This window comes from Amycolatopsis mongoliensis (assembly GCF_030285665.1).
Taxonomy (GTDB): domain Bacteria; phylum Actinomycetota; class Actinomycetes; order Mycobacteriales; family Pseudonocardiaceae; genus Amycolatopsis; species Amycolatopsis mongoliensis.
This window is the reverse complement of record NZ_CP127295.1, coordinates 565234-586758: the sequence shown is the minus strand read 5'-3', so window position 1 is coordinate 586758 and position 21525 is coordinate 565234. Positions and strand designations below refer to the sequence as shown.

The 21525-nt window shown below is 68.1% G+C and carries 25 protein-coding genes; 17 read left to right on the top strand and 8 right to left on the bottom strand.

Going from position 1 to position 21525, the window contains the following annotated elements; all coding sequences use genetic code 11:
• Positions 1-76: 76 nt before the first annotated feature.
• Complete coding sequence (locus QRX60_RS02815) at positions 77-484, bottom strand: hypothetical protein (protein ID WP_285999234.1); 408 nt, start codon at positions 482-484, stop codon at positions 77-79.
• Positions 485-575: 91 nt separating this feature from the next.
• On the opposite strand from QRX60_RS02815, the gene QRX60_RS02810 reads away from it, so the two are divergent.
• Entirely contained in the window at positions 576-1556 is a 981-nt protein-coding gene (locus tag QRX60_RS02810; protein WP_285999233.1) for a tetratricopeptide repeat protein, read from the top strand.
• Between the two features lie 70 nt (positions 1557-1626).
• Here QRX60_RS02810 and QRX60_RS02805 read toward each other — a convergent pair whose 3' ends face one another.
• The gene (locus tag QRX60_RS02805) at positions 1627-3060 is read right to left on the bottom strand and encodes a neutral zinc metallopeptidase (RefSeq protein WP_285999232.1); all 1434 of its coding nucleotides are present in this window, start codon (positions 3058-3060) and stop codon (positions 1627-1629) included.
• Between the two features lie 132 nt (positions 3061-3192).
• Here QRX60_RS02805 and glgP point away from each other — a divergent pair, with 132 nt between their 5' ends.
• Positions 3193-5721, top strand: coding sequence for an alpha-glucan family phosphorylase (gene glgP / locus QRX60_RS02800; protein ID WP_285999231.1), 2529 nt, complete (start codon positions 3193-3195; stop codon positions 5719-5721).
• A gap of 10 nt (positions 5722-5731) precedes the next feature.
• Here the strand turns inward: glgP and QRX60_RS02795 are convergent, their stop codons facing one another.
• Positions 5732-5926, bottom strand: a complete 195-nt coding sequence (locus tag QRX60_RS02795; RefSeq protein WP_285999230.1) for a hypothetical protein — start codon at positions 5924-5926, stop codon at positions 5732-5734.
• A gap of 185 nt (positions 5927-6111) precedes the next feature.
• Between QRX60_RS02795 and QRX60_RS02790 the strand changes: the two genes are divergently transcribed.
• Complete coding sequence (locus tag QRX60_RS02790) at positions 6112-7098, top strand: LLM class F420-dependent oxidoreductase (protein ID WP_285999229.1); 987 nt, start codon at positions 6112-6114, stop codon at positions 7096-7098.
• Here the strand turns inward: QRX60_RS02790 and QRX60_RS02785 are convergent.
• Entirely contained in the window at positions 7095-7490 is a 396-nt protein-coding gene (locus QRX60_RS02785) for a rhodanese-like domain-containing protein (protein WP_285999228.1), read from the bottom strand. The genes QRX60_RS02790 and QRX60_RS02785 overlap by 4 nt on opposite strands.
• Positions 7487-8032 (bottom strand): cysteine dioxygenase, encoded by a 546-nt coding sequence (locus QRX60_RS02780; protein ID WP_285999227.1) that lies wholly within the window; start codon positions 8030-8032, stop codon positions 7487-7489. The genes QRX60_RS02785 and QRX60_RS02780 overlap by 4 nt, the downstream gene beginning before the upstream one ends.
• Positions 8033-8360: 328 nt before the next feature.
• On the opposite strand from QRX60_RS02780, the gene QRX60_RS02775 reads away from it, so the two are divergent.
• The 7 genes from QRX60_RS02775 (at position 8361) to QRX60_RS02745 (ending at position 14283) form a co-directional block, all read left to right on the top strand.
• Positions 8361-9182 (top strand): ABC transporter ATP-binding protein, encoded by an 822-nt coding sequence (locus tag QRX60_RS02775; protein WP_285999226.1) that lies wholly within the window; start codon positions 8361-8363, stop codon positions 9180-9182.
• Between the two features lie 56 nt (positions 9183-9238).
• Positions 9239-10018 (top strand): enoyl-CoA hydratase/isomerase family protein, encoded by a 780-nt coding sequence (locus tag QRX60_RS02770; protein ID WP_285999225.1) that lies wholly within the window; start codon positions 9239-9241, stop codon positions 10016-10018.
• A gap of 4 nt (positions 10019-10022) precedes the next feature.
• Positions 10023-10988 (top strand): class I SAM-dependent methyltransferase, encoded by a 966-nt coding sequence (locus QRX60_RS02765; RefSeq protein ID WP_285999224.1) that lies wholly within the window; start codon positions 10023-10025, stop codon positions 10986-10988.
• Positions 10989-12149 carry a class I SAM-dependent methyltransferase gene (locus QRX60_RS02760; RefSeq protein ID WP_285999223.1) on the top strand — a complete coding sequence of 387 codons (1161 nt, stop codon included), beginning with the start codon at positions 10989-10991 and terminating at the stop codon, positions 12147-12149. It abuts the gene before it with no gap.
• 81 nt (positions 12150-12230) lie between these two features.
• Complete coding sequence (locus QRX60_RS02755; protein ID WP_285999222.1) at positions 12231-12995, top strand: HAD family acid phosphatase; 765 nt, start codon at positions 12231-12233, stop codon at positions 12993-12995.
• Between the two features lie 63 nt (positions 12996-13058).
• Complete coding sequence (locus QRX60_RS02750; protein WP_285999221.1) at positions 13059-13439, top strand: DUF427 domain-containing protein; 381 nt, start codon at positions 13059-13061, stop codon at positions 13437-13439.
• A 1-nt stretch (position 13440) separates the two neighbouring features.
• Entirely contained in the window at positions 13441-14283 is an 843-nt protein-coding gene (locus QRX60_RS02745; protein ID WP_286003479.1) for a LysR family transcriptional regulator, read from the top strand.
• A gap of 1 nt (position 14284) precedes the next feature.
• Here the strand turns inward: QRX60_RS02745 and QRX60_RS02740 are convergent, their stop codons facing one another.
• Complete coding sequence (locus QRX60_RS02740; RefSeq protein WP_285999220.1) at positions 14285-14437, bottom strand: hypothetical protein; 153 nt, start codon at positions 14435-14437, stop codon at positions 14285-14287.
• A 486-nt stretch (positions 14438-14923) separates the two neighbouring features.
• Between QRX60_RS02740 and QRX60_RS02735 the strand changes: the two genes are divergently transcribed.
• The 3 genes from QRX60_RS02735 to QRX60_RS02725 all read left to right on the top strand — a co-directional run bounded on the left by QRX60_RS02735 (position 14924) and on the right by QRX60_RS02725 (position 18209).
• A complete protein-coding gene (locus tag QRX60_RS02735; RefSeq protein ID WP_285999219.1) occupies positions 14924-15676 on the top strand; it encodes a GNAT family N-acetyltransferase in 753 nt (250 codons plus the stop codon).
• A gap of 292 nt (positions 15677-15968) precedes the next feature.
• The gene (locus QRX60_RS02730; RefSeq protein ID WP_285999218.1) at positions 15969-17276 is read left to right on the top strand and encodes a DUF262 domain-containing protein; all 1308 of its coding nucleotides are present in this window, start codon (positions 15969-15971) and stop codon (positions 17274-17276) included.
• Positions 17277-18209 carry an MAE_28990/MAE_18760 family HEPN-like nuclease gene (locus QRX60_RS02725; protein ID WP_285999217.1) on the top strand — a complete coding sequence of 311 codons (933 nt, stop codon included), beginning with the start codon at positions 17277-17279 and terminating at the stop codon, positions 18207-18209.
• A 14-nt stretch (positions 18210-18223) separates the two neighbouring features.
• On the opposite strand, the gene QRX60_RS02720 is transcribed toward QRX60_RS02725, so the two are convergent.
• Together QRX60_RS02720 and QRX60_RS02715 are read right to left on the bottom strand one after the other, a co-directional pair.
• The gene (locus QRX60_RS02720) at positions 18224-18886 is read right to left on the bottom strand and encodes a YdcF family protein (RefSeq protein WP_285999216.1); all 663 of its coding nucleotides are present in this window, start codon (positions 18884-18886) and stop codon (positions 18224-18226) included.
• Positions 18887-18897: 11 nt separating this feature from the next.
• The gene (locus QRX60_RS02715; RefSeq protein ID WP_285999215.1) at positions 18898-19665 is read right to left on the bottom strand and encodes a GntR family transcriptional regulator; all 768 of its coding nucleotides are present in this window, start codon (positions 19663-19665) and stop codon (positions 18898-18900) included.
• A gap of 182 nt (positions 19666-19847) precedes the next feature.
• Between QRX60_RS02715 and QRX60_RS02710 the strand changes: the two genes are divergently transcribed.
• The 4 genes from QRX60_RS02710 to QRX60_RS02695 are packed head-to-tail and all read left to right on the top strand — an operon-like array spanning position 19848 to position 21335.
• Positions 19848-20321: a hypothetical protein gene (locus QRX60_RS02710; protein WP_285999214.1), complete on the top strand. Its 474-nt coding sequence runs from the start codon at positions 19848-19850 to the stop codon at positions 20319-20321.
• A gap of 2 nt (positions 20322-20323) precedes the next feature.
• Entirely contained in the window at positions 20324-20728 is a 405-nt protein-coding gene (locus QRX60_RS02705) for a hypothetical protein (protein WP_285999213.1), read from the top strand.
• On the top strand, positions 20728-21021 hold the full coding sequence (locus tag QRX60_RS02700; protein WP_285999212.1) for a helix-turn-helix domain-containing protein: 294 nt from the start codon (positions 20728-20730) through the stop codon (positions 21019-21021). Before QRX60_RS02705 ends, QRX60_RS02700 begins: the two co-directional genes overlap by 1 nt.
• Complete coding sequence (locus QRX60_RS02695; RefSeq protein WP_285999211.1) at positions 21018-21335, top strand: AMED_5909 family protein; 318 nt, start codon at positions 21018-21020, stop codon at positions 21333-21335. The genes QRX60_RS02700 and QRX60_RS02695 overlap by 4 nt, the downstream gene beginning before the upstream one ends.
• Positions 21336-21525: the final 190 nt, after the last annotated feature.

Genomic DNA, 21525 nt, shown 5'->3' with positions numbered 1-21525 from the left:
CCCTTCGGTGCGTTGAACGCACCCAAGGGGCCCTTCGGTGCGTTGAGCGCAACCAAGGCCGCCTTGGGGCGCGGGGTCAGGGGAGGGGCGGGGTGAAGGCGACCGTCCAGCGGCCGTCTTCGGTCGTCACCGTCAGCGGGTAGCTGAACGGCCGGCCGTCGCCCGTCGCGCCCGTCACCGTGGCGTGAGCGGGTGCCGCGGCGTCCGGGCCCAGCTCCACGCGCACGTCGTGGACGCCGTGGTCCGCCAGCACCGTGACGTAGTCCTTCGCGAAGTCGTCCCCGCCGGACCCCGGGTAGTCGAGCAGGCCGGCGAAGGCGTCGGCGTCGTGCCCGGTGAGCGCCGCGGCGAGCCGGTCGCGCAGCTCGGCGGGCGAAGCGGCGCCCGGGGCCGGTTCGTGCACGATGAGCAGCGTCACCGCGCCGATCCAGGCGACGGCGGCCGCGATCGACAGGCCCACCTTCACGTCTCGCCGGATGTGCACCCGGCCGAGCCTGCCCCAGCGGCGCCGTCCTGCCAAGCGGACGGGCCGGGCACCCGGTGAAACGCTCCGGCGCGCGTGCCAGGATGGAAGCGTGACACAACCACGCGGATCTGCAGCGAAGTCAGCGGCCCTGTCCGCCGCCCTTTCCGGCGCGGTGGACCTGTCCGCGCTCAAGGCCCGCGCCGAATCGGCGCAGAGGCAGCCGGCCCCGCCCGCCGGCCCGGCCGGTGGCGACGGCCCGCCGCCGCCCGCCCCGGGTTCGTCCGAGGCCGTGATCGATGTCACCGAGGCCACCTTCCAGGCCGAGGTCGTGGAGCGCTCCCTGCGCCAGCTGGTGATCGTCGACCTGTGGGCCGAGTGGTGCGGCCCGTGCAAGCAGCTGTCCCCGGTGCTGGAGCGGATGGCCGCCGAGTCCGGCGGCGCCTGGGTCGTCGCGAAGGTCGACGTCGACGCGAACCCGCGCATCGCGCAGCTGTTCGGTGCTCAGTCCATCCCGACGATCGTCGCCATCGGCGCCGGCCAGCCGGTCGACGCCTTCTCCGGCGCGCTGCCCGAGCCCGAGATCCGCAAGTGGATCAACGCGCTGCTCGAGGCCCTGCGCGACAAGCTGCCGGCGATCCGCGAGGCCGAGGCCAACGGCGGCGGCCCGGTCGAGGAGCCCGAGGACCCGCGCTTCACCGAGGCGGAGGAAGCCTTCGAGCGGGGTGACTTCGCCGCCGCGCAGGCCGCGTACGAGCGCATCCTCGACGTCGAGCCGGCGAACGAGCTGGCGAAGAACGCCCTGGCCCAGGTCAAGTTCACCGCCCGTGCGGAGAACGCCGACCCGGAGGCGCGCGCGAAGGCCGACGCGGACCCGTCCGACCTGGCGGCCCAGCTCGACGCGGCCGACCTGGAGATCGCGGAGAACAACGTGGAGGCGGGCTTCAAGCGCCTGATCGACACGGTCCGCCGGACGGCGGGCGACGACCGGAACAAGGTCCGGGAGCACCTGGTGGCGCTGTTCGACCTCTTCGACCCGGCCGACGACCGCGTCATGAAGGCCCGCCGCGACCTCGCTTCCGCCCTCTTCTGAGCAAAAGCCGTGAAGGCCTCCTTGCCGGCCATAAGAGCCGGTAAGGAGGCCTTCACGGCTTTCAGGTGACTCAGGCGTACTGCTTCGAGCAGACCGACGAGCCTTCGAGGTACCCGCGGCGCAGGGACTCGACCCGGTCGAAACCGCTGTCCGGGCGCTTCCCGTTGACGTCGGCGGAGATCAGGCTCTCCGGCTGCAGCAGGTCCGCGATCGCCTCGTCGAGGTCGCCCGCCGAGAGCCGGAGGTCGCCCGGCCGGTTCGTGAACGCCGCCCACGCGCCCACCAGGCACGCCGTGCGCAGCCCCGCGTTCGCGTTGTCGATCGACGCGCCGACGCCCTTCTGGATGCCCAGCGCGTACCGCGAAGCGACCTCTGAAAACGCCGCGAAGTCACCCATGCCGCCCGGGTCCTCGCCCTGCATCTCGGCCTGGCGGTCGATCGGCTGCGCCAGGTCGGACAGCTTCGCGAGGTCGATGCTCACCGTGTTGTCGCCCGGGCAGTACGACGCCGGCGGCGTCGTCTGGCAGCTGCCGCCGTCGGCGATCTCCGGCGCGGCCACGCCGGCGCCCTTGAAGGCCTCGTCGAGGCTCTTCTTCAGCAGCTCGACGGCCTGGTCGTTGAACTTCGCGTCGCCCTTGCCGGTGTCGCCCTTGTCGAACGGGCGCTCGGTCAGCCGCGCCTTGACGTTCTGGTCGTTCATCGCCGCGCACTCCTTCGGGCCCTTCTCGAACCCGGTCTGGAACGCGAAGGTGCGGTCGAACGCCGTGCCGTGCGCGCCGCGGTCCGCGCCGCTGGTGCCCGCCTGGTCGCGGATCAGGAACATCGCCGCCATCACCTGGTTCAGGCCTTCGGACGTCGACACCCGGTAGAACTTGCTCTTGTCCTCGGCGACCCAGCGGAAGTAGCCGCCCGCGAAGCAGTCGGCCTGCTGCTCCTTCACCACGGTCGGGGTGGTCTTGGAGATCCCGGCCTTGTCGCCGAGCCGGAACTGGACGGCGTGGCCGAACTCGTGCGCCAGCACGACGACCACCGACATCGGCCCGAACCGCTGGCGCAGCATCGGCAGCAGTACGCCGCGGTCCCACGCCACCGAGTCGTCGACCGAGCAGTAGAACGCGTTGACGAGCTTCTTCACGCTGCCGCAGCCGGTCTTCTCGGTGTCGGTCTGCGAGTCGTAGGACAGCAGCGACTTCACCGGTTCGAACTGCTGGCCGAAGTTGGCCGGCAGCATCTCGCCCCAGTAGGTCTGGACGTCGTCGATCGCGGCGGTGGCGAGCTTGTCGTCCTCGCCGCCGTCGGCGTTCTTGACGTCGACGCCCGGCGCGGGCGCGTCCGGCTTCAGGCCGCTCTCGAAGTGCGTCACCGGCAGCCCGGCGACCGACCCGGCGCCGGTGTCCTTGGCCGGGTCCCCGCTCGCGCCGCCCTTGCCGGTGCACCCGCTCACGGCCACCGCCGCGACGGCCAGCAACGCGACCAGCGCGCGCCGTCCTCCCCCTGGGATCATCTGTTCACTCGCTCTCGTGCCCACCCGGTACCCGACGGGCAGGACCATACCCAGGGCATACGCGGAGCGTGCACGTTATCCCCGAACTACTCCCTGCGCAGGCCGGGCCCCGGCCCGATATCGTCGCTTCCCATGCGTGCAGTCCGCCGGTTCACCGTCCGCGCCAGTCTCCCGGAGTCCCTGTCCGGCCTGGGCGCACTGGCCACCAACCTGCGCTGGACGTGGCACCCGCCGACGCGCGACCTGTTCGCCTCGATGGACGCCGAGCTGTTCGACGCCGTGCGCGACCCGCTGCGGATGCTCACCGCGCTGCCGCCGTCGCGGCTGGACGAGCTCGCCGTCGACGACGACTTCCTCGGCCGCGCCCGGGCCGCGGCCGAGGACCTGGAGAACTACCTGTCCGAGCCGCGCTGGTACCAGCAGCGCGACGACGCGGACCTGCCACCGGCGGTCGCCTACTTCTCCATGGAGTTCGGCGTCACCGAGGCGCTGCCGAACTACTCCGGCGGTCTCGGCGTGCTGGCCGGCGACCACCTCAAGGCCGCGTCCGACCTGGGCGTGCCGATGGTCGGCGTCGGGCTGCTCTACCGCAACGGCTACTTCCGGCAGTCGCTCTCGCTCGACGGCTGGCAGGTCGAGCACTACCCCGTGATCGACCCGAACGCGTTCCCCCTCGAGCTGCTGACCGTCGGTGGCCGCCCGGTGCTGATCGGCGTGGCGATGCCGGGCGGGCGCGAGCTGTGCGCGCAGATCTGGCAGGCCCGCGTCGGGCGGGTGCCGCTGCTGCTGCTCGACACCGACACCGAGGCCAACGACGACGACCTGCGCGGCGTCACCGACCGGCTCTACGGCGGCGACGCCGACCACCGGCTGCGGCAGGAGATCCTGGCCGGCATCGGCGGGTTCCGCGCGGTCCGCAAGTACTGCGAGATCACCGGCCACCCGCAGCCGATGGTGTTTCACACGAACGAGGGGCACGCGGGGTTCCTGGGCCTCGAACGCGCCCGCGAAATCGTGCAGGCCGACGGCCTCGCGTTCGACGAGGCCATGCCCGCGGTCCGCGCCGGGACGCTGTTCACCACGCACACCCCGGTCAGCGCGGGCATCGACCGGTTCCCGGTGGACCTGGTGCAGCGCTACTTCGCCGACGGCAGGCTGGTGCCCGACATCGACCCGCGGCGCGTGCTCGCGCTCGGTGCCGAGGACAACCCCGGCCTGTTCAACATGGCGCACATGGGCCTGCGGCTGGCGCAGCGCGCGAACGGCGTCTCCCAGCTGCACGGGCGCGTCACGCGGAAGATGTTCTCCCGGCTGTGGCCCGGGTTCGACCACGACGAGGTCCCGATCTCGTCGGTGACCAACGGCGTGCACGGCCCGACGTGGGTGGCCCGTGAGCTGAGCACGCTGCTCGGGCGCGAATGGGGCCTCGACACCGGCGACGGGCCGCTGCGCGACGGCGTCTCCGACGCGCAGCTGTGGGGCCTGCGGCGCGAGCTGCGCGAGAAGCTGGTCTTCGAGGTGCGGCGCCGGGTGCGCGCGGCCTGGCTGCAGCGCGGCGCGTCGCCGCTGGAGCTGGGCTGGGTGGACTCGGTGTTCGACCCGGACGTGCTGACCGTCGGGTTCGCCCGCCGCGTCCCGACGTACAAGCGGCTGACGCTGATGCTGCGCGACCCCGAGCGGCTGCGCACGCTGCTGCTCGACGAAGACCGCCCGATCCAGGTCGTCGTCGCCGGGAAGTCGCACCCGGCCGACGAGAACGGCAAGCAGCTGATCCAGCAGATCGTCCGGTTCGTCGACGGCGCGGACGTGCGGCACCGGATCGTCTTCCTGCCGGACTACGGCATGTCGATGGCCCGGTACCTCTACCGCGGCTGCGACGTCTGGCTGAACAACCCGGTGCGGCCCCTGGAGGCGTGCGGGACGTCGGGCATGAAGTCGGCGCTCAACGGCGGCCTCAACCTGTCGATCCGCGACGGCTGGTGGGACGAGTGCTACGACGGCAGCAACGGCTGGGCGATCCCGACCGCGGACGGCGTCACCGACCCGCTGCGCCGCGACGACCTGGAGGCCGCGGCGCTGTACGAGCTGCTCGGCCAGCAGATCGCGCCGCTGTTCTACGACCGTTCCCCCGACGGCGTGCCCACCGGCTGGCTGTCGATGGTGTGGCACACGCTGGAAACGCTCGGCCCACGGGTCCAGGCGTCCCGGATGGTCCGCGAGTACGTCGACAACGGCTACCTGCCGGCGTCGCGGATGGTCGCGGCGGCGACCGGCGACGGCTACCGCGGTGCGCTGTCGCTGGCGGACTACCGCACCAAGCTCGAGGTGTCGTGGCCGCGGCTGCGGATCTTCGACTCGGAGCTGCTGGTGGAGGCGACCGAGCCGCTGGTCGTCGGCACGGAGGTGACGATCCGGGCGCGCATCGACCTGGCCGGGCTCGATCCGTCCGAAGTGGACATCCAGGCGGTGGTCGGGCAGGTCGGCGACGACGACGAGCTGCGCGACACGGTCACGGTCCCGATGACGGCGGACGGCATCGGCGCGTTCGCGGCGCGGCTGAAGCTGCCGCGGCCGGGCTCGATCGGCTACACGGTGCGGGTGCTCCCGAAGCACGGCCTGCTGGCGGCCCCGGCCGAACTGGCGCGCGTCGTCCTGGCCTGACCCGCGCCGGTCACGCCCGGTCGCGCAGGTGCAGCACGGTCGCCACGATGCCGACGACCAGTGCCACCGGCAGCGTGATCGCCAGCAGGCCGCCGCTCACCGCGGTCAGCGCCGCGGCGACCGCCAGCGGCAGGACCCACGCCCCCAGCACCCAGGTGTGATCGCGGTGCCGGTACCGGCGCGGAACGTCGTGTGGCTCGGTCATGGTGCCCACCCCATCTCGCGTGGCAGTCGGTACCCACGATCGCGCCCGGTCGCGGCCGCCCGCCATGGCCTTACGTCGTGACCGGGAGGGCAGGAAGGCACCTGCGGCCGGCCGTTGGTCTCCCGGGGGCCCGCGTGCCGGAAATCGCGGGGCGGTGACTGCTGAGCAGGGCTAAGTTGTGGGGCATGCGCTTCGGAATGTTCGTCCCGCAGGGCTGGCGGCTGGACCTGGCCGGCATCGATCCCGCGGACCACTGGAAGACCATGCTCGGCCTCGCGAAACACGCGGAAGCCGGGCCCTTCGAATCGATCTGGGTCTACGACCACTTCCACACCGTGCCGGTCCCGACCGAGGAGGCCACGCACGAGGCCTGGTCGCTGATGTCGGCGTTCGCCGCCGCGACCGACACCGTGCGGCTCGGGCAGATGTGCACGTGCATGGGGTACCGGAACCCCGCCTACCTCGCGAAGGTCGCCGCGACGGCCGACATCATCTCCGGTGGCCGCGTCGAGATGGGCATCGGCGCCGGCTGGTACGAGCACGAATGGCGGGCCTACGGCTACGGCTTCCCCGGCGCCGGCGACCGGCTCGGCCAGCTCGACGAGGGGGTGCAGATCATGCGCGACCTCTGGACCACCGGCACGTCCACGCTGGACGGCAAGCACTACCAGACGGACGGCGCCATCCTGCGCCCGTTGCCGCCGCAGGAAGGCGGCCTCCCGCTGTGGATCGCCGGTGGTGGCGAGAAGAAGACGCTGCGGATCGCCGCGAAGTACGCGAAGTACACGAACTTCGCCGCCGACCCGGAGACCTTCACCCGCAAGTCGGAGATCCTCGCGCAGCACTGCAAGGACGTCGGCACCGACTTCGACGCGATCGTGCGCTCGGCCAACCACAACATCGTCCTCGGCGAGACCGAGAAGGACGTCCAGGACAAGCTGGCCTGGCTGAAGTCCCACCTCGCCAAGTACATCGAGGCCGACGCCGTCGCGCGCTGGGCCGGCAACTTCGAGAACAGCCCGACCACCGGAACGCCCGAGCAGGTCACCGAAAAGCTCGCCGCGATGGGCGAGCTGGGCATGTCGTACGCGATCTTCAACTTCCCCGAAGCCGCGTACGACCGGTCCGGGATCGACCTGTTCGCCGAGAAGGTCGCGCCCGCCCTCGCCTAGGGAACCGCGGGGCTGCCGCCGGTCTGCACGGGCAGGCCGGCGGTGGCCCAGGCGCGGAAGCCGCCCTCGAGGTCGGTCGCGTTCGGCAGGCCCAGCCGTTGCAGGTCCGCCGCCGCCAGGCTGGACGAGTAGCCCTCGTTGCACAGCACGACGACGGTCGAGTCGGCCGTCACGCCGGGCAGCCGCCAGTCGCTGTCCGGTGCCAGCCGCCACTCCAGGTGGATCCGCTCGACGACCACCGAACCCGGGATCTCGCCCTCGGCCTGCCGGTTCGCGAAGGGGCGGATGTCGACGAGCAGTGCGCCCGCCTCCTGCAGCTCGCGGGCCCGGGCGGGGCCGACCCGGTCCAATCCGGACCGGGCCTGCTCCAGGAACGAATCGATCGCGCTCATCCGCCGACGATAACCGGCAGCGGCGGGATTTCGGCCGGGACGTCGGCGAGCGTCGCGTACTCCCGCGTCGGTACCAGCGGCGGCGAGTACGCGTGGACGCTCGCCGCGGGCCCGTCGCCGATCCCGGTGACCTGGTGGGCGCGGCCGGCGCCGAAGCCGATGCCCTCGCCGGCGACGTGCGTGCGCCGCCGGACCGGGCCGCCGGGGTAGCGGTACTCCTCGCCCAGCTCGCCCTGCAGGACGGTGAACGAGCCCGACGCGCCGCCGTGGTCGTGCGGCCTGGTGTGCTGGCCGGGCAGCCACGACAGCAGCCACAGCTCGACGCCGTCGGTCAGGGCCAGCCGGGCCCACCAGCGGCGGTCTTCGTCGAAGCGCAGGATGTGCTGGACGCTCGCGGTCAGCTCGGTGGCCACGGTGGCGGTCAGCTCCGCCAGCTCGCGCGGGGTCCACAGCAGCCGAGACGGGTGCAGCAGCCCGGGCAGCAGCGGATCGGTCAGCTGCGGGTGGATCTCGACGGCGGGACGGGTGATCGAAGTGGTCAACGCGGGTGCTCCTCGGACGCGAAGGTGATCGGGACGCGGGGCAGCGCGGCTCGGCCGCACACGCCGCGAAGGCGCGTGGGATCAGCGGAGCGGCGCTCGCGTACACCCGGCCGAAGCCACGAGGAGCAGGTCGATCGCGCGACGGCGCCAGAACGAGCCCCGGGTCACCGGGGTCACGGGCGCGTCGGCGGACATGGCGCGATCCTGCCACAGGAGCGTGGTCCACAGCACTTCCGGCGTGCGCCGTTCCACGTCGTGGACACGCTCCGACCAGCCGGTTCGCCGTCTCGCCCGGGCGGGTGCGCACGCGCGCGCGACGGCAGACAGAATGGGCCTCGTGAGCGAGCCGATCCAGCCCAGCGAACTTGACGACCTCGTGGTCCGGATGGCCGGTGTCGGCGTCCGCCGGGGGACCAACGACCTCCTCGCCGACCTCGACTGGGCCGTGGAACTGGACGAACGCTGGGTGGTGCTCGGGCCGAACGGCGCGGGCAAGACCACCCTGCTGCGCCTCGCCGCGGCCGAGCTGCACCCGACCACCGGCGAGGTCGACCTGCTCGGCGAGCGGATCGGCCGGGTCAACATCTTCGACCTGCGCCCGCGCATCGGCTTCACCTCGGCGGCCATCGCCCAGCGCGTGCCGGGCGACGAGCTGGTCAAGGACGTCGTGGTCAGCGCCGGGTACGCGGTGCTCGGCCGCTGGCGTGAGGAATACGACACCCTCGACACCGCCCGCGCGACCGAACTGCTGGACGCGATGGGCATCGGCCACCTCGCCGAGCGCACCTTCGGCACGCTGTCCGAGGGCGAGCGCAAGCGCGCGCTGATCGCCCGCTCGCTGATGACCGACCCGGAGATGCTGCTGCTCGACGAGCCGGCCGCCGGGCTCGACCTGGGCGGCCGCGAGGACCTGGTGGCGCGGCTGTCGTCCCTGGCCCTCGACCCCGACGCGCCGGCCTTGGTGCTGGTCACCCACCACGTCGAAGAGATCCCGCCGGGGTTCACCCACGCGCTGCTGCTCCGCGACGGTCGCGCGGTGGTGTCCGGGCTCGTCGACGACGTCATCACCAGCGAAAACCTGTCGAAGACGTTCGACCAGGACCTGGTGCTGGAGCGCTCCGGAGATCGCTTCTTCGCCCGCCGTCGCTAAGCTGACGCTTACCGACCGGTAGCCTGCTGGCAGATCGTCAACGAGGAGTGATGGGCGTGGGAGAGTTCGTAACCCTGGAGGTCAAGGACGGGGTCGGCACGATCCGGCTCGACCGGCCGCCGGTCAACGCCCTGAACGCCCAGGTCACCGCGGAACTCGCCGAGCTGGCCAAGGAGGTCTCCGAGCGGGACGACGTCCGCGCGGTGATCCTCTACGGCGGCGAGAAGACCTTCGCCGGCGGCGCGGACATCAAGGAGATGGCCAGCCGCAGCTACCCGGAGATCGCGAAGTTCGGCGCCACCCTCACCGGGACCCTGGCCGCCATCGCGAACATCCCGAAGCCGGTCGTCGCCGCCATCACCGGGTACGCCCTCGGCGGCGGCCTCGAGCTCGCGCTGACCGCGGACCGCCGCGTCGCCGGCGACAACGTCAAGGTCGGCCAGCCCGAGATCCAGCTCGGCGTCATCCCCGGCGCGGGCGGCACCCAGCGCCTGGCCCGGCTGATCGGCCCGAGCAAGACCAAGGACATCGTCTACACGGGACGGTTCGTCAAGGCCGAAGAAGCCCTCTCCCTGGGCATCGTCGACGAGGTCGTCGCCCCCGACGACGTCTACGCGGCCGCGCACAAGTGGGCGTCGCAGTTCGCGAACGGCCCGGCCATCGCGCTGCGCGCGGCGAAGGCGGCCATCGACGGCGGTCTCGACACCGATCTGGCGAACGGGCTCAAGCTCGAATCGCACCTGTTCGCCGCGCTGTGGGCGACCGAAGACCAGCAGAACGGCATGAAGTCGTTCATCGAAAACGGGCCCGGCAAGGCCACTTTCGAAGGGAAATGACGCCTTGACCGACGTGAACGACCCGGCGCCGAACCCGCACGCCACCGCCGAAGAGGTCCAGGCGGCCTACGCCGACCCGAAGCTGGCGAACGTGCTGTACCACGACTGGGAAGCCGGCACTTACGACGAGAAGTGGTCGATCTCGTACGACGAGCGCTGCATCTCCTACGCCACCGACGTGTTCACCGCCGTCGCGGGTGACGACGGCCAGCCCTACCAGCACGCGATGGAGCTGGGCAGTGGCACCGGCTTCTTCCTGTTGAACCTGATGCAGGGCGGCGTCGCCAAGAAGGGGTCGGTCACCGACCTTTCGCCCGGCATGGTGCAGGTCGCGCTGCGCAACGCCGAGAAGCTCGGCCTCGACGTCGACGGCCGGGTCGCCGACGCCGAGCGCATCCCGTACGACGACAACACGTTCGACCTCGTCGTCGGGCACGCGGTGCTGCACCACATCCCGGACGTCCAGGCGGCGTTCCGCGAGGTGCTGCGCGTGCTCAAGCCGGGCGGCCGGTTCGTCTTCGCCGGCGAGCCGACGAAGGTCGGCGACTTCTACGCCCGCAAGCTCGGCCAGTTCACCTGGTTCCTGACGACCCGGGTGACGAAGCTGCCCGCGCTGAGCGGCTGGCGCCGTCCGCAGGAGGAGCTCGACGAGTCCTCGCGCGCCGCCGCGCTGGAAGCCGTCGTCGACATCCACACCTTCGACCCGTCGGAGCTGGAGTCGTGGGCCCGCGGTGCCGGCGCCCAGGACGTCCACGCGGTCACCGAGGAGTTCGCCGCCGCGCTCGCGGGCTGGCCGATCCGGACGTTCGAAGCCGCGGTGCCGCAGGAGAAGCTGACCGTCCGCTGGCGGCTGTTCGCCTACAAGCTGTGGCTGCGGCTGTCCGCCGTGGACAAGAAGCTGCTGTCGAAGGTGCTCCCGCGCGAGCTGTTCTACAACGTGATGATCACCGGGACCAAGCGGCCGTCCTGAGTGGGCTATTCGTTCAGCCTCGGCGACGTCGCCTACCTGCGCTCCGACGCGGGTGAGGCGGCGCTCGCCGAGGTTTCGTCGTTGCCGCTGACCGACCGCATCGCGTCCGTCGCCCAGGTGCGCCGGATCGCCGGTGAGGAGTTCGCGGCCGCCGTCCTGGAAACCGTGCTGCTGCGCCGGAAAGCCGTCGGCAAGCTGTCCGGTGAGGACTGGCTGTTCACCTCGGACGCGCTCCAGCAGGCGAGCGCTTCGCTCGTCGCGCGGCACCGGGCCTCTCGGCTCGCGGGCCTCGACGTCCACGACGTCACGTGCTCGGTCGGCGCGGACCTCGTCGAGATCGCCCGGGTCGCGCGGCGGGCGGTCGGGTCCGATCTGGACCCGGTGCGGCTGGAAATGGCGCGGCACAACGGGATCGCCGCCGGCGTCGCGTTCGGGCTCGCGCAGGCCGACGCGCTGCGCCCGGTCAGCCGCGACGGCGTCGTCGTCGCGGACCCGGCCCGCCGTGACTCCGCGGGACGCCGGGCGTGGAAACCCGCGGACTTCGCCCCGCCGCTGGACGGGCTGGTCGAGGCGTACCCGGGGCGTCCGCTGTCGGTGAAGTGCGCGCCCGGCCTCGACTTCGCGATCACGCCGTGGGCCGACGAGGTCGAGCTGGTGTCCCTCGACGGCCAGGTCCGGGAATCCTGCCTCTGGCGGGGGCTGGGCACCGGCGTCACCCGGCGGGCCACCGTGCTGCGCTCGGACGGGACACAGTGGACGGTGACCGACGCGGAACCGGACGAGCTGCCCGCGCGGGAGCCGGGGGAGTGGATCGTCGACCCCGACGGCGCCGTCGTGCGGGCCGGGCTGGTCCGCCACTACGCGGCCCGCCACGGGCTGTGGCAGCTGGACGAACGCATCGCGTACCTGACCGGTGACACCCCGCCGCCGGGCGTGCGGGCCTTCCGCGTCCTGGAGCACGGGCCCTACACGGAGAAAGCGCTCAAAGGCGTCCTCAAGCGGCACGACGTCGGACGGCTGGAGATCCTCGTCCGTGGCCTCGACGTCGATCCGGATGCCTTGCGGCGGCGGCTGAAACCGCGGGGCGCCGCGGAAGCGTCGGTCGTGCTCACGCGGATCGGACGGTCTCCGGTGGCTTTCCTCTGCCGCGCCGAGAGGTGAACGGAAACTTTTGAGGGGTGGAACTCGGGGTGAACGTGACGTAGGTTCCCCGAGTCGTCAAGTCTTCACTGGAGGGTCGCCGTGTCCGGAAAATGGTCAGGTCTCGTCAAGCTCGCCGCCGCCGCGGCCATCGGTGCCACCATCGCCTCGGGGGCGACGGCGCTGGCCGGCTCGGACGACGCCACCGCGGCCCGCTCGAAGGAGCCGGCCAACATCGGCCAGGTCAAGAACGACGTCAAGGCCTACTACGGCGACTACCTCGACGCCGCGGGCAAGCACCACTACTCCGACACGAGCCGGTTCGTGAAGGACACCAAGAACGTCGTCGCCGACGCGAAGCGCTACCTGCAGCAGCAGCTCGGCAAGGTCGCCAACCCGGCGATCGTGCTCGACGTCGACGACACCTCCGAGGTCACCTTCGGCTGGGAGGCCGACAACGACTTCGGCTTCGACCCGGTCAAGCAGCAGCAGGCCATCGACAACGGCACGTTCGTCGCCAACAAGCCGGTGCTGGAGCTGTCCAACTGGGCCGCGCAGCACGGCGTCGAGGTGTACTTCCTGACCGGCCGCAACGAGTTCCAGGGCCCGCAGTCGCTGAAGAACCTGGCCAACGAGGGCTACCCGGCTCCGGCGGGCGCGTTCTTCAAGCCGAAGGTGACCGCGCCGGACTACCTGCCGTGCGGGCTGACCTGCAACACGGTCCAGTACAAGTCGGGTACGCGCGCGCACATCGAGGCGACCGGCGCGAAGATCGTCCTCAACGTCGGCGACCAGTTCAGCGACCTCGAGGGCGGCTACGCACTGCGCCCGATCAAGCTGCCGAACCCGATGTACTACCTGCCCTGAGGTGGAATAACCGCCGGGCCCGGGGTGCTGCTCCTCTGTACACGACCTTTTCGAGGAGCTGACATGCCGGAGAAGAAGGTGCTGGTCCCGGGGCCGGACCACCCGATCACCGTCGAGCCGACCAGGGCGCGCGTGGTGGTCAAGGCGGGCGGGCGCGTCGTGGCCGACAGCCGCAGCGCGCTGACGCTGCAGGAGTCGAACTACCCGGCGGCGCAGTACATCCCACGGGCGGACGTCGACTTCCAGGTGCTGGAGCGGACCGACCACGAGACTTACTGCCCGTACAAGGGTGACGCGAGCTACTACAGCCTGAACGTCGGTGACGTGCAGGCCGAAAACGCGATCTGGACGTACGAGAAGCCGTACGACGCGGTCGCGCCGATCAAGGACCACGTCGCGTTCTACCCGAACGTCGTGGACTCGATCGAGCTGATCGAGGACTGAGCTGGACCTCGACCTGCTGCGGACGTTCCTCGCGGTCCACCGCGCGGGCTCGCTGACCGGTGCGGCACCGTCGCTGGGCTTGTCCCAGCCGACGGTGACCGCGCAGGTCAGAGCCCTGGAAGTGGAACTCGGGCAGCAGCTGTTCGTGCGGCGCGCCCGGGGCGTGACCCCGACGTCGGCGGCCGACGAGCTGGCGGCCCGGATCGCCCCGCACGTGGACGCGCTGGCCGCGGTGGCGGTCGGCGACGACCCGTTCGCGGCGCCGGTGCACCTGGCCGGGCCCGCCGAGCTGACGACGGTGCGGGTGCTGCCCGCGCTGGCCGGCCTGGTCGCCTCCGGGTTGAAGCTGCGGGTGACGTTCGGCCTGGCCGACGACCTGCTGGCGGGCCTGTCGCAGCGCCGGTTCGACCTGGTCGTCTCCACGATCCGCCCGCGCGGCCGCGGCCTCACGGCAACACCGCTGACCGACGAGGAGTTCGTCCTGGTCGGCCAGCGCGGCTTCGACGGCGACCCGCGGACGGCGCCGCTCGTGGCCTACGCCGAGGACCTGCCGATCATCCGCCGGTACTGGCGTTCGGTGCTGGGTGTCCGGCCGCCCGCCGGGCCGTCCGTCGTCGTCCCGGACCTGCGCGGTGTGCTGACGTGCGTGCTGGCCGGGTTCGGCGTCAGCGTGCTCCCGCGGTACCTGTGCGCGGCCGAGCTGGCATCGGGTGACCTGGTGGCGCTGCTGGACCCGGTGGAGCCGCCGATCAACACGCTGTTCGCGGTCACCCGCGCGGAACCCTGCCGCGCGGGGCCCGCGGCCGTGCGGGACGCACTGCTCGCGGACGCCGCCCGGTGGTGACTCAGCCGGTGTAGCCGGCGAAGATCTTCGCGAACTCGTACTTCGACTGCGGCACGTTGGTGCACTTGTAGAGCGCGCCGGTGCACGCGTTGGCGTCGCGGCCGGCCTCCCAGAACGACAGCATGCCCAGGTGGACCGTCTTCGCGAACGCCACCAGCGCCTGCGCGTCCTTCTGGTAGAAGATCTCGTTCTGCGACCTTGCGCGACCTAGCAGCGGGTCGGCGGCGTGACGTGCCGTTGACCTGCTGCTTTGTGCTTGTTGCGTCCGGTTGGGTCCGGTCTGGTCCGGACGTCTGACGGCCTGGTGACGGCCTGGCGGAGCGGGCCTGCTTGGTCCAGAGGGTGAGTTGGTACGGGCTGAACAGGGCCGTCTGATTCGGGCTGAGCTGTCGGCTTGGCATCTTCGCGACCCTCTCTGTGGCTGGCTTGCGCGGTGGGCTCTCCGCCCCCGTCTTCCTCGCCCCTGCCGCTGGTTAGCACCGGACTGCCGGTGTCAAGAGTGAGCGGAGCTCATCGCGCAGCGACGCCGTCAGGCGCTCTTGATGCCGGTAGGCCGGTGTTAAACGATCGCCTGCGAGGGAACGGCCCGCCTTGAATAGGTGCGTCGTCGTGGGACGGCGGAGCGGTTTAGGCTCTGCTGGTGCGGAAATTGAAGATCGTCACCACCGCTGAGAATCGTGATCTCAAAGCTGGCGCCGTGGCGTCGTTGCGTGCAGCGTGGCCGGAGTTCGTTCTCCACGATGCGGTGTCCGGCGCCCACCGTGAAGCCGCAGAACAGTACTTTCCGGAGTTCGACGTGCTCCTAGTCGACGATGGGGAGGTGCTGGCCAGCGCGGTCGCGGTGACGCTGCACTGGGACGGCGAAGCGGACACGCTCCCGGACGGTTACGACGGTGCCCTCGTTGCTGCGGTGACAGGATATGAAGGCCAGGTGGAACCTGACACGCTGTGCATCATGTCTGCCACGGTCCGGCCCGACCACTCGGGCGGCGGCCTGGCCGGACAGGTGCTGACCGCTCTCCGCGAACGCGCGGCGGACGCCGGTCTCCAACGAGTTATCGTGCCGGTGCGGCCGACGTTGAAGGCGAGCTATCCGCTGACGTCGATGGCGGATTTTCTGCGTTGGACCCGCGAGGACGGGCTGCATCTGGACCCCTGGATTCGCACGCATCAACGTCTCGGGGCCAACATCGTGGCCCCTGTCCCACGGTCCATGGTTGTGTCCGGAACCATCGCTCAATGGGAGCAATGGACGGGCATGGCCTTTCCCCAGACCGGCCGGTACGTCGTCCCCGGAGCGCTCGACCTGGTGGACATCGACCGTGAACGCGACCTCGGCATGTACGAGGAGTGGAACGTCTGGATGCAGCACCCGATGAGCGCCCTACCGTGACGCATCGAGTCTCGATGCCGAACGGTGATGACGGTGCTCGATGGGGTTGGAGGTCGGCGGCGGCGCGTGTGCGGTGCCGAGCTGTTCGGCGGGCGCGCCCGGCGGCCGGCCAGAGCGGAGCGGAGGCCGGTCCGCCAAGGGCAGCGCCCGACGTACGCAAGGTGATCTGTGCGCGCCGCCGCAGGCGGCGCCTTGATCCCATAGAGCCAAATTCGGCAAATGCAGATGGTCCGAGTAGCAGTTAGGGAGTAAGTTCAGCCGTGTATAGCCGCTCAACTAGAAGGACACGGTCGTGCCGCAAGCTTCGGACAGGGAACCAGAGTTTCAGCAGCTAGTAACGAGGCAGCGTGCTGAGCTAAGGCAAGGCGAACTGATCAGCGAGAAGCTCGCGCCAGCGGAACCAGGGAAGCGGCCGAGTGACGACGAAATCGACGAGAAGTACTCGCGCGGTGAGATTCGTATCGTCACCGAGCAGGCTCGATACCCTCTTGAGTCGGTTACGGACCTGCTTGACTCGGGGAATTACAAGTTGGATCCCGACTATCAGCGTCGGCATCGCTGGAGTAGGGTGCAACAGAGTCGGTTGATTGAGTCATTTATTATGAACGTTCCAGTTCCTCCGGTGTTTCTTTACGAGTGGGACTATAATCAATATGAAGTAATGGACGGTCTTCAGCGCATGACTGCCGTTCGAGAATTTTACGCTAACAAGTTCGAATTGACCGGCCTTGAGTACTGGAAGGAACTCGACGGCCTCAATTACGACGCATTGCCTAAGAAGATTCGAGCGGGTATTAACCGTAGGTACTTGTCGTCGATTATCCTCCTCAAGGAAACAAGTCACGGTGCCGAAGAGCCGGATATTCTGAAGCGGTTTGTCTTCGGTCGAATCAATACGGGCGGCGTCCACCTTTCTCCTCAGGAGCTGCGAAACGCCCTGTATGACGGACCGATGAATAGGCTTTGCAAGGAGCTTGCTCGTACTCCGGCATTGCGTAGATTGTGGCAAATTCCCGTCGATGTCGAATCGCTAGTCGACTCGGACCAGCCCAGCGGTGACGAGTATGACGAGATCGAAGAGGCCGGTCTGGCGGAAATTGCTGATCGGAGTCAAGGGGAGGCTGCTGAGATTCCTCCCGCTTGGCGCGATATGACCGATGTTGAATTAGTTCTGAGGTTCTTTGCCAACAGGCAAAGGATGATCGAGTACAGGTCGAGCATCAAGGATTACCTTGATGAATACTTGCAGGCCGCGAATACATTTGAAGAAGAAGTTATCGAGGAGCTTCGCAGTATATTCCTGCGCACGCTAGATTTGGCTGAAAAGATCTTTGGAGATAAAGCCTTTAGGCGTACTCGTAGGGAGAGTTGGACGGCGGTACCTTCAAAGTCTATCTACGATGCTTGTATGAATGTACTTTCGCGACTTCTAGGCGATGCCGATGTGCTTGTCGGGAAACGCGATGCTATCGTGGAAGGCCTGGCTGGATTCTATTCAATGAATTCGAGTGTTTTCAATCTGCGTGGTCAGACTCGCGCGGATGTCATGCGCCGAGAAATCCTGTTCGAAGAGTATCTGCGCTCATTTATGGCGGCGTAAGTGGGCGATCGATATATTGAAGAAGCGTGGCGCGCGTCGGCTGAGCGCTTCGATCAATTGAAGCTCTATGTCAACGCATCTTTCGAGACTATACCTCGTGGTGACGTTGACTATCGGGTTAACTTGTATTCGAGTTGGATTCTGTTGGCGTATGCGGCGACTGAGGCCGCTTTTACGAAGCTTGGAAATGCCTCGCTGCAAACACTGAAGGTTGCGGCAGGCGTTCCTGGTGATCTGCCGCCGCAACTTATGGCTGCTCATCAAAAGCGTACTCTGGCATATCTTTCGGCTCAGGCGACTTCGGAGCGAAAAGATAGCAATTTTCAGGATGCGATCTCGCATCTCGATTCAGTTCGCTGGGCCGAGTTCAGTCGCCTTACGGCGATCGATCGCAATGTATGGTCCGATGTTATTCGTGAGTGGTGTGACCGATTGATGGTTGCTGAGGCAAAAATCAGTTGGATGAAAGCGCCATTTGGCGACAGTAGTGAGTCGGCGGCATCGCGTCTCGACAAGCTAGTTTCGGAACGAAACAGTATTGCCCACGGGGAGGTGCCGGAGAACTTGCTGGGGGCGGACCTGATGTGTGGATGGATAGACGATGCTCGATCGTTTTTCGAGCGTTGTATTTGTGCTATGCAGGCTCACTTCGTTGAGAGATTTGGAACTTTTGATTGTCGGCACCTGGGCGAGGTGGACGAAAAGGTGACGCTAGGGCCTTCTACTGTTGCTATCAAGAAGTTGGATGTCGCGGTTTCTGTCGGAGATCACGTATGTCTGGTACCTGTAGGCGACGGTGCCCCGCGTGTGGGATCGATTATTTCAATTCAGTCGGAAGGGGTATCACTTCAAGCTGTGGAGATAGGACGCGAGCGCGTAGCGATTGGGCTAAGCAGGCAGGTCAGGGCGAACTCGCTGTTTGAAGTGCTATAGATTTACCTACTGCCTCAGATGAGACGCTGTGTGAATCCTGCCGAAACTAAACGAGCGTAAGCTTCTTGAACTGGGGCTGGGACCGACATAGGAATCGCAAACCCTTTATTGGCATAGACTGAAATTCGCTGAGTGTCGCCGACGAGCATGTTTATTACGCGGTCGACGTCTCCGATACTGGCGACGTACTTATCCAGCGGCATAGGCGTCGACGCGCAGGTGACCTCGACTTCAGGCCAGAGCTTCTTACACGTCGCGTATGCGCGGCGCTGCTGGTACGGCCTGGAGATCAGAACTACGGAGCGAATATCTGCACCGTGGTCGGCGAGGACTTCGCGCGTGAAGGTGATGTTCTCGCCGGTGTTCCGCGCCCTGGGTTCAACAATGATGGCGCTCGCTGGAACTCCAAGCTCGATCGCGTGCTCGCGGTAGTGCACGGCTTCGCCGCGCGGGAACCGCTCGATCGTGGTCGGTGCGTTCGCCCCGGTGAAGACGATCAGCGGGAACAAGCCAGTCTTGAAGAGGTCGGCCGCGCAGGTGGCAACGCTGAGGTCGTGGCTGCCGAGACCGATCCCGACATCTGCCGGACGCAGTTCGTGGTGCATGTCGTGGTAGTCCCAGAGCGTCTCGACGTCCGCGCGAAGGGAATCGGGCAGGGACGCGGCTCGCTCGGGCATGGCTTCTCCGGTCAGTCGGGAATCTTGAACGTATACGACCACGAGAAGCGGCTGGCCGCATGTACCCCACGCGCGAACTCGACGACTCGCCCGTCTTCGGTGAAGGTGCGTCGCTGCAAGATCATGACCGGCTCACCTGCCGGTAGTTCGAGCTGATCGACCTCGTCGGGCGTCGGCATCCGTGAGTAGAACGTCTCGGTCATGGTGTCGGGCTCCAGGCCCTGGAGTGTCAAGACGAGGAATCCGCCACCTCGGCCGGCGGGACCTGGGGTCGGGTCGACGAGGCGGGTTCCCTCGACGTCGGCGGGCCGGTAGTAGCTGGTCAGCGTGTGTGTGGGCTTGCCAGCGTCCTTCACGATCCGCGCGCGCTCGTAGACGGGGGAGCCGACCATGACCCCCAGGGCCTCGGCGACTTCGGGATCGGCTTCGACCTTGTTGATCGTCTGGGTTTGGTCGGTCGGCTTCCACTCGCGGCCCGACGCCTCGCGGTCGGCGATGAACGCGACCACGTCTCCGTACTTCCACTTGCTCTTGGCGTAGCGGTCGGCGCCGAGCCGCTTCATCGGGGGCCGTGCTCGGACGACGGTGCCGCGTCGGCGGATAGGCGTTACGAGACCTTCGGCGTCCAGGACCCCGATTGCCTTGCGAACGGTGTTGACGTTCACCCCGTACTCGGCCGCCAGCTCGTCTTGCTTGGGCAAGGTCGAGTCGGGCTGGTAGTCGCCGCGCTGGATGGCGTCCCGCAGGATCGCCGCCAGTTCGCGGTAGCCGGTGCTCACGTGGTCCTCCTCCATCTGTCAACCCCAATAACGCTATCGCTAGGGACGTACGACGGTCTAGAGGGTTGGTTAGAGATGGTTCTATTGACACCTGTAACGCGCCGTGGCTTAATAGAGATAGCTCTATCGTGGCGATAGGGGCTCGCACTGGGCGGGCAACACGTAGTGACGAGGTGATCACAGTGGCAATCGATAAGGGTTTTCGGTTCGAAATCGCGTTTGACCAGGCGTTTCCTCAGGGTCTTGTGATGACGGGTGAGGTTCGAGCGGACACGGAGTACCAGTCTCGCGAGGCGATGGCGAAGGGGCAGGTTGCCCGGCAGAACGTAGATGAGCAGACGGGCAAGCGTCAGTGGAAGGTCGCCGTGACCGACCTTGGCGAGAGCCGAGCGAAGCGGGCTTCGTTCGAGCTGATCTTGCTGGCAGACGTGCAGCCGGTGCCGACGACGGCGGAGGTACTGCCGGGGATGCGGCCGATCGAGTTGGAGGGCTTGACCGCGGAACCGCGCGTCGGCGGTCAGGGTGAGTTCAAGTACCAGACCTACGTGTACCGGGCGACCGGTTTCGCGGCCGCCGGGTCTGGGACGGCGGGGAAGTCATCGCGGTCGAACTCGGGTTCGTCGGCGGGTAGCGCTGATGGCTCGAAGGCGGCCTAGGGGTGCTGAAAGTGGCTACTGGGAACGAGCCGGACCCGGCGGTGTACTCGCGGCTGAATGACGAATGGCAAATTGCCTATGCCGCGTACCACATGGCGTACCGGGAGGCGGTGGCTGATCCGTCGCGGTGGGACTTGGCGGAGAAGGTGTCGTTTGCCGCGCGGCGGGTTGCCCGCTTGTGGCATGAGCTGTCGACGGTGCCGGGATTGGAGTGGTGGGCGTTGGCGGCGCTGGCCGCTGCGTCGGAAGCGATGAGTGACGCTGCGCAGGAGTGGGCGATTTTGGCCGGCCAGCCGATCGCGGAGGGGAGTGCGGAGCAGACGGCGACTGGTCTGCGGGCGGTGCCTGTGCAGGGTCGGCGGTTGCACCCGGCTCCTATCCGGCCGCGTCGTGGGCGGGGTGCGTGATGGCGGAGCTGGAGCCGGTTCGGTTCGACGACGTCGACGCCGGGGTGTTCGTGCCGGTGGGTGTCTTGCTGCGGCGCGTGCGTGATCGCCGGGGCTGGAAGCAGTACGACGTCGCGGACCGGTCGGGCTTTTCGCCGTCGTTCGTCGGCGGGGTGGAGGCGGGTTCGCGGCCGGTGCGTCGGGTGCCGACGATCATGCGGCTGGCGGATGTGCTGGACATCCCGCGTGAGCAGTTGTTCGGCTGGGTGGTGGCCGAGGTCGAGCAAGAAGAGTCAGGTGACGAAAGGGGATGAGCGGGAACGGCAAGCGCGGTTCGGCGGCGAAAACTCCGCTGTATCCGGTGAAATTGCGCGATGCGCAGATGGATATCTTCGCGCGGATGCCGGGGCGGAATGCGCCGGTTGAGACATGGGTGGAGTTCCATCGGCACAACGCGCGGATGTTCAAGTCCATGTCGGAGACGGACCCGGATCACAAGTGGGAGGCCCTGGCCAATCATGGGATTCAGTTGCGTTGCGTGGAGCGGCTGACGAAGCGTCCAGAGTGGAAGAACGACTACAGCACAGGCGAGACGGAGAGCGGGGAAGTGAGTACGCCGGAGAACTGAACACGGCGCACTAACTCAATATCGGCAACAGCTTCGCACGTGGGGACGCGTGTTAGATAAAACGCGTCCCTGCGTGCCAAAAATGTCTCTCATTCACACGCAGAACCGGCCCACCTGGGCCTGGAAACCTTTACGGGCCGGTTCCGCGTCTGTCCACTGGAGTCAGCGAACAATGCAAACGATAAATGAT

Bases quoted from the DNA above. Each gene is read 5' to 3' on its own strand.
- QRX60_RS02775 (WP_285999226.1), top strand. From the start codon at position 8,361: ATGGGCCTCGTGAGCGAGCCGATCCAGCCCAGCGAACTTGACGACCTC.
- QRX60_RS02720 (WP_285999216.1), bottom strand. From the start codon at position 18,886: ATGCCCGAGCGAGCCGCGTCCCTGCCCGATTCCCTTCGCGCGGACGTC.
- QRX60_RS02700 (WP_285999212.1), top strand. From the start codon at position 20,728: ATGGCGGAGCTGGAGCCGGTTCGGTTCGACGACGTCGACGCCGGGGTG.
- QRX60_RS02795 (WP_285999230.1), bottom strand. From the start codon at position 5,926: ATGACCGAGCCACACGACGTTCCGCGCCGGTACCGGCACCGCGATCAC.
- QRX60_RS02805 (WP_285999232.1), bottom strand. From the start codon at position 3,060: ATGATCCCAGGGGGAGGACGGCGCGCGCTGGTCGCGTTGCTGGCCGTC.
- QRX60_RS02785 (WP_285999228.1), bottom strand. From the start codon at position 7,490: ATGAGCGCGATCGATTCGTTCCTGGAGCAGGCCCGGTCCGGATTGGAC.
- QRX60_RS02695 (WP_285999211.1), top strand. From the start codon at position 21,018: ATGAGCGGGAACGGCAAGCGCGGTTCGGCGGCGAAAACTCCGCTGTAT.
- glgP (WP_285999231.1), top strand. From the start codon at position 3,193: ATGCGTGCAGTCCGCCGGTTCACCGTCCGCGCCAGTCTCCCGGAGTCC.
- QRX60_RS02790 (WP_285999229.1), top strand. From the start codon at position 6,112: ATGCGCTTCGGAATGTTCGTCCCGCAGGGCTGGCGGCTGGACCTGGCC.
- QRX60_RS02750 (WP_285999221.1), top strand. From the start codon at position 13,059: ATGCCGGAGAAGAAGGTGCTGGTCCCGGGGCCGGACCACCCGATCACC.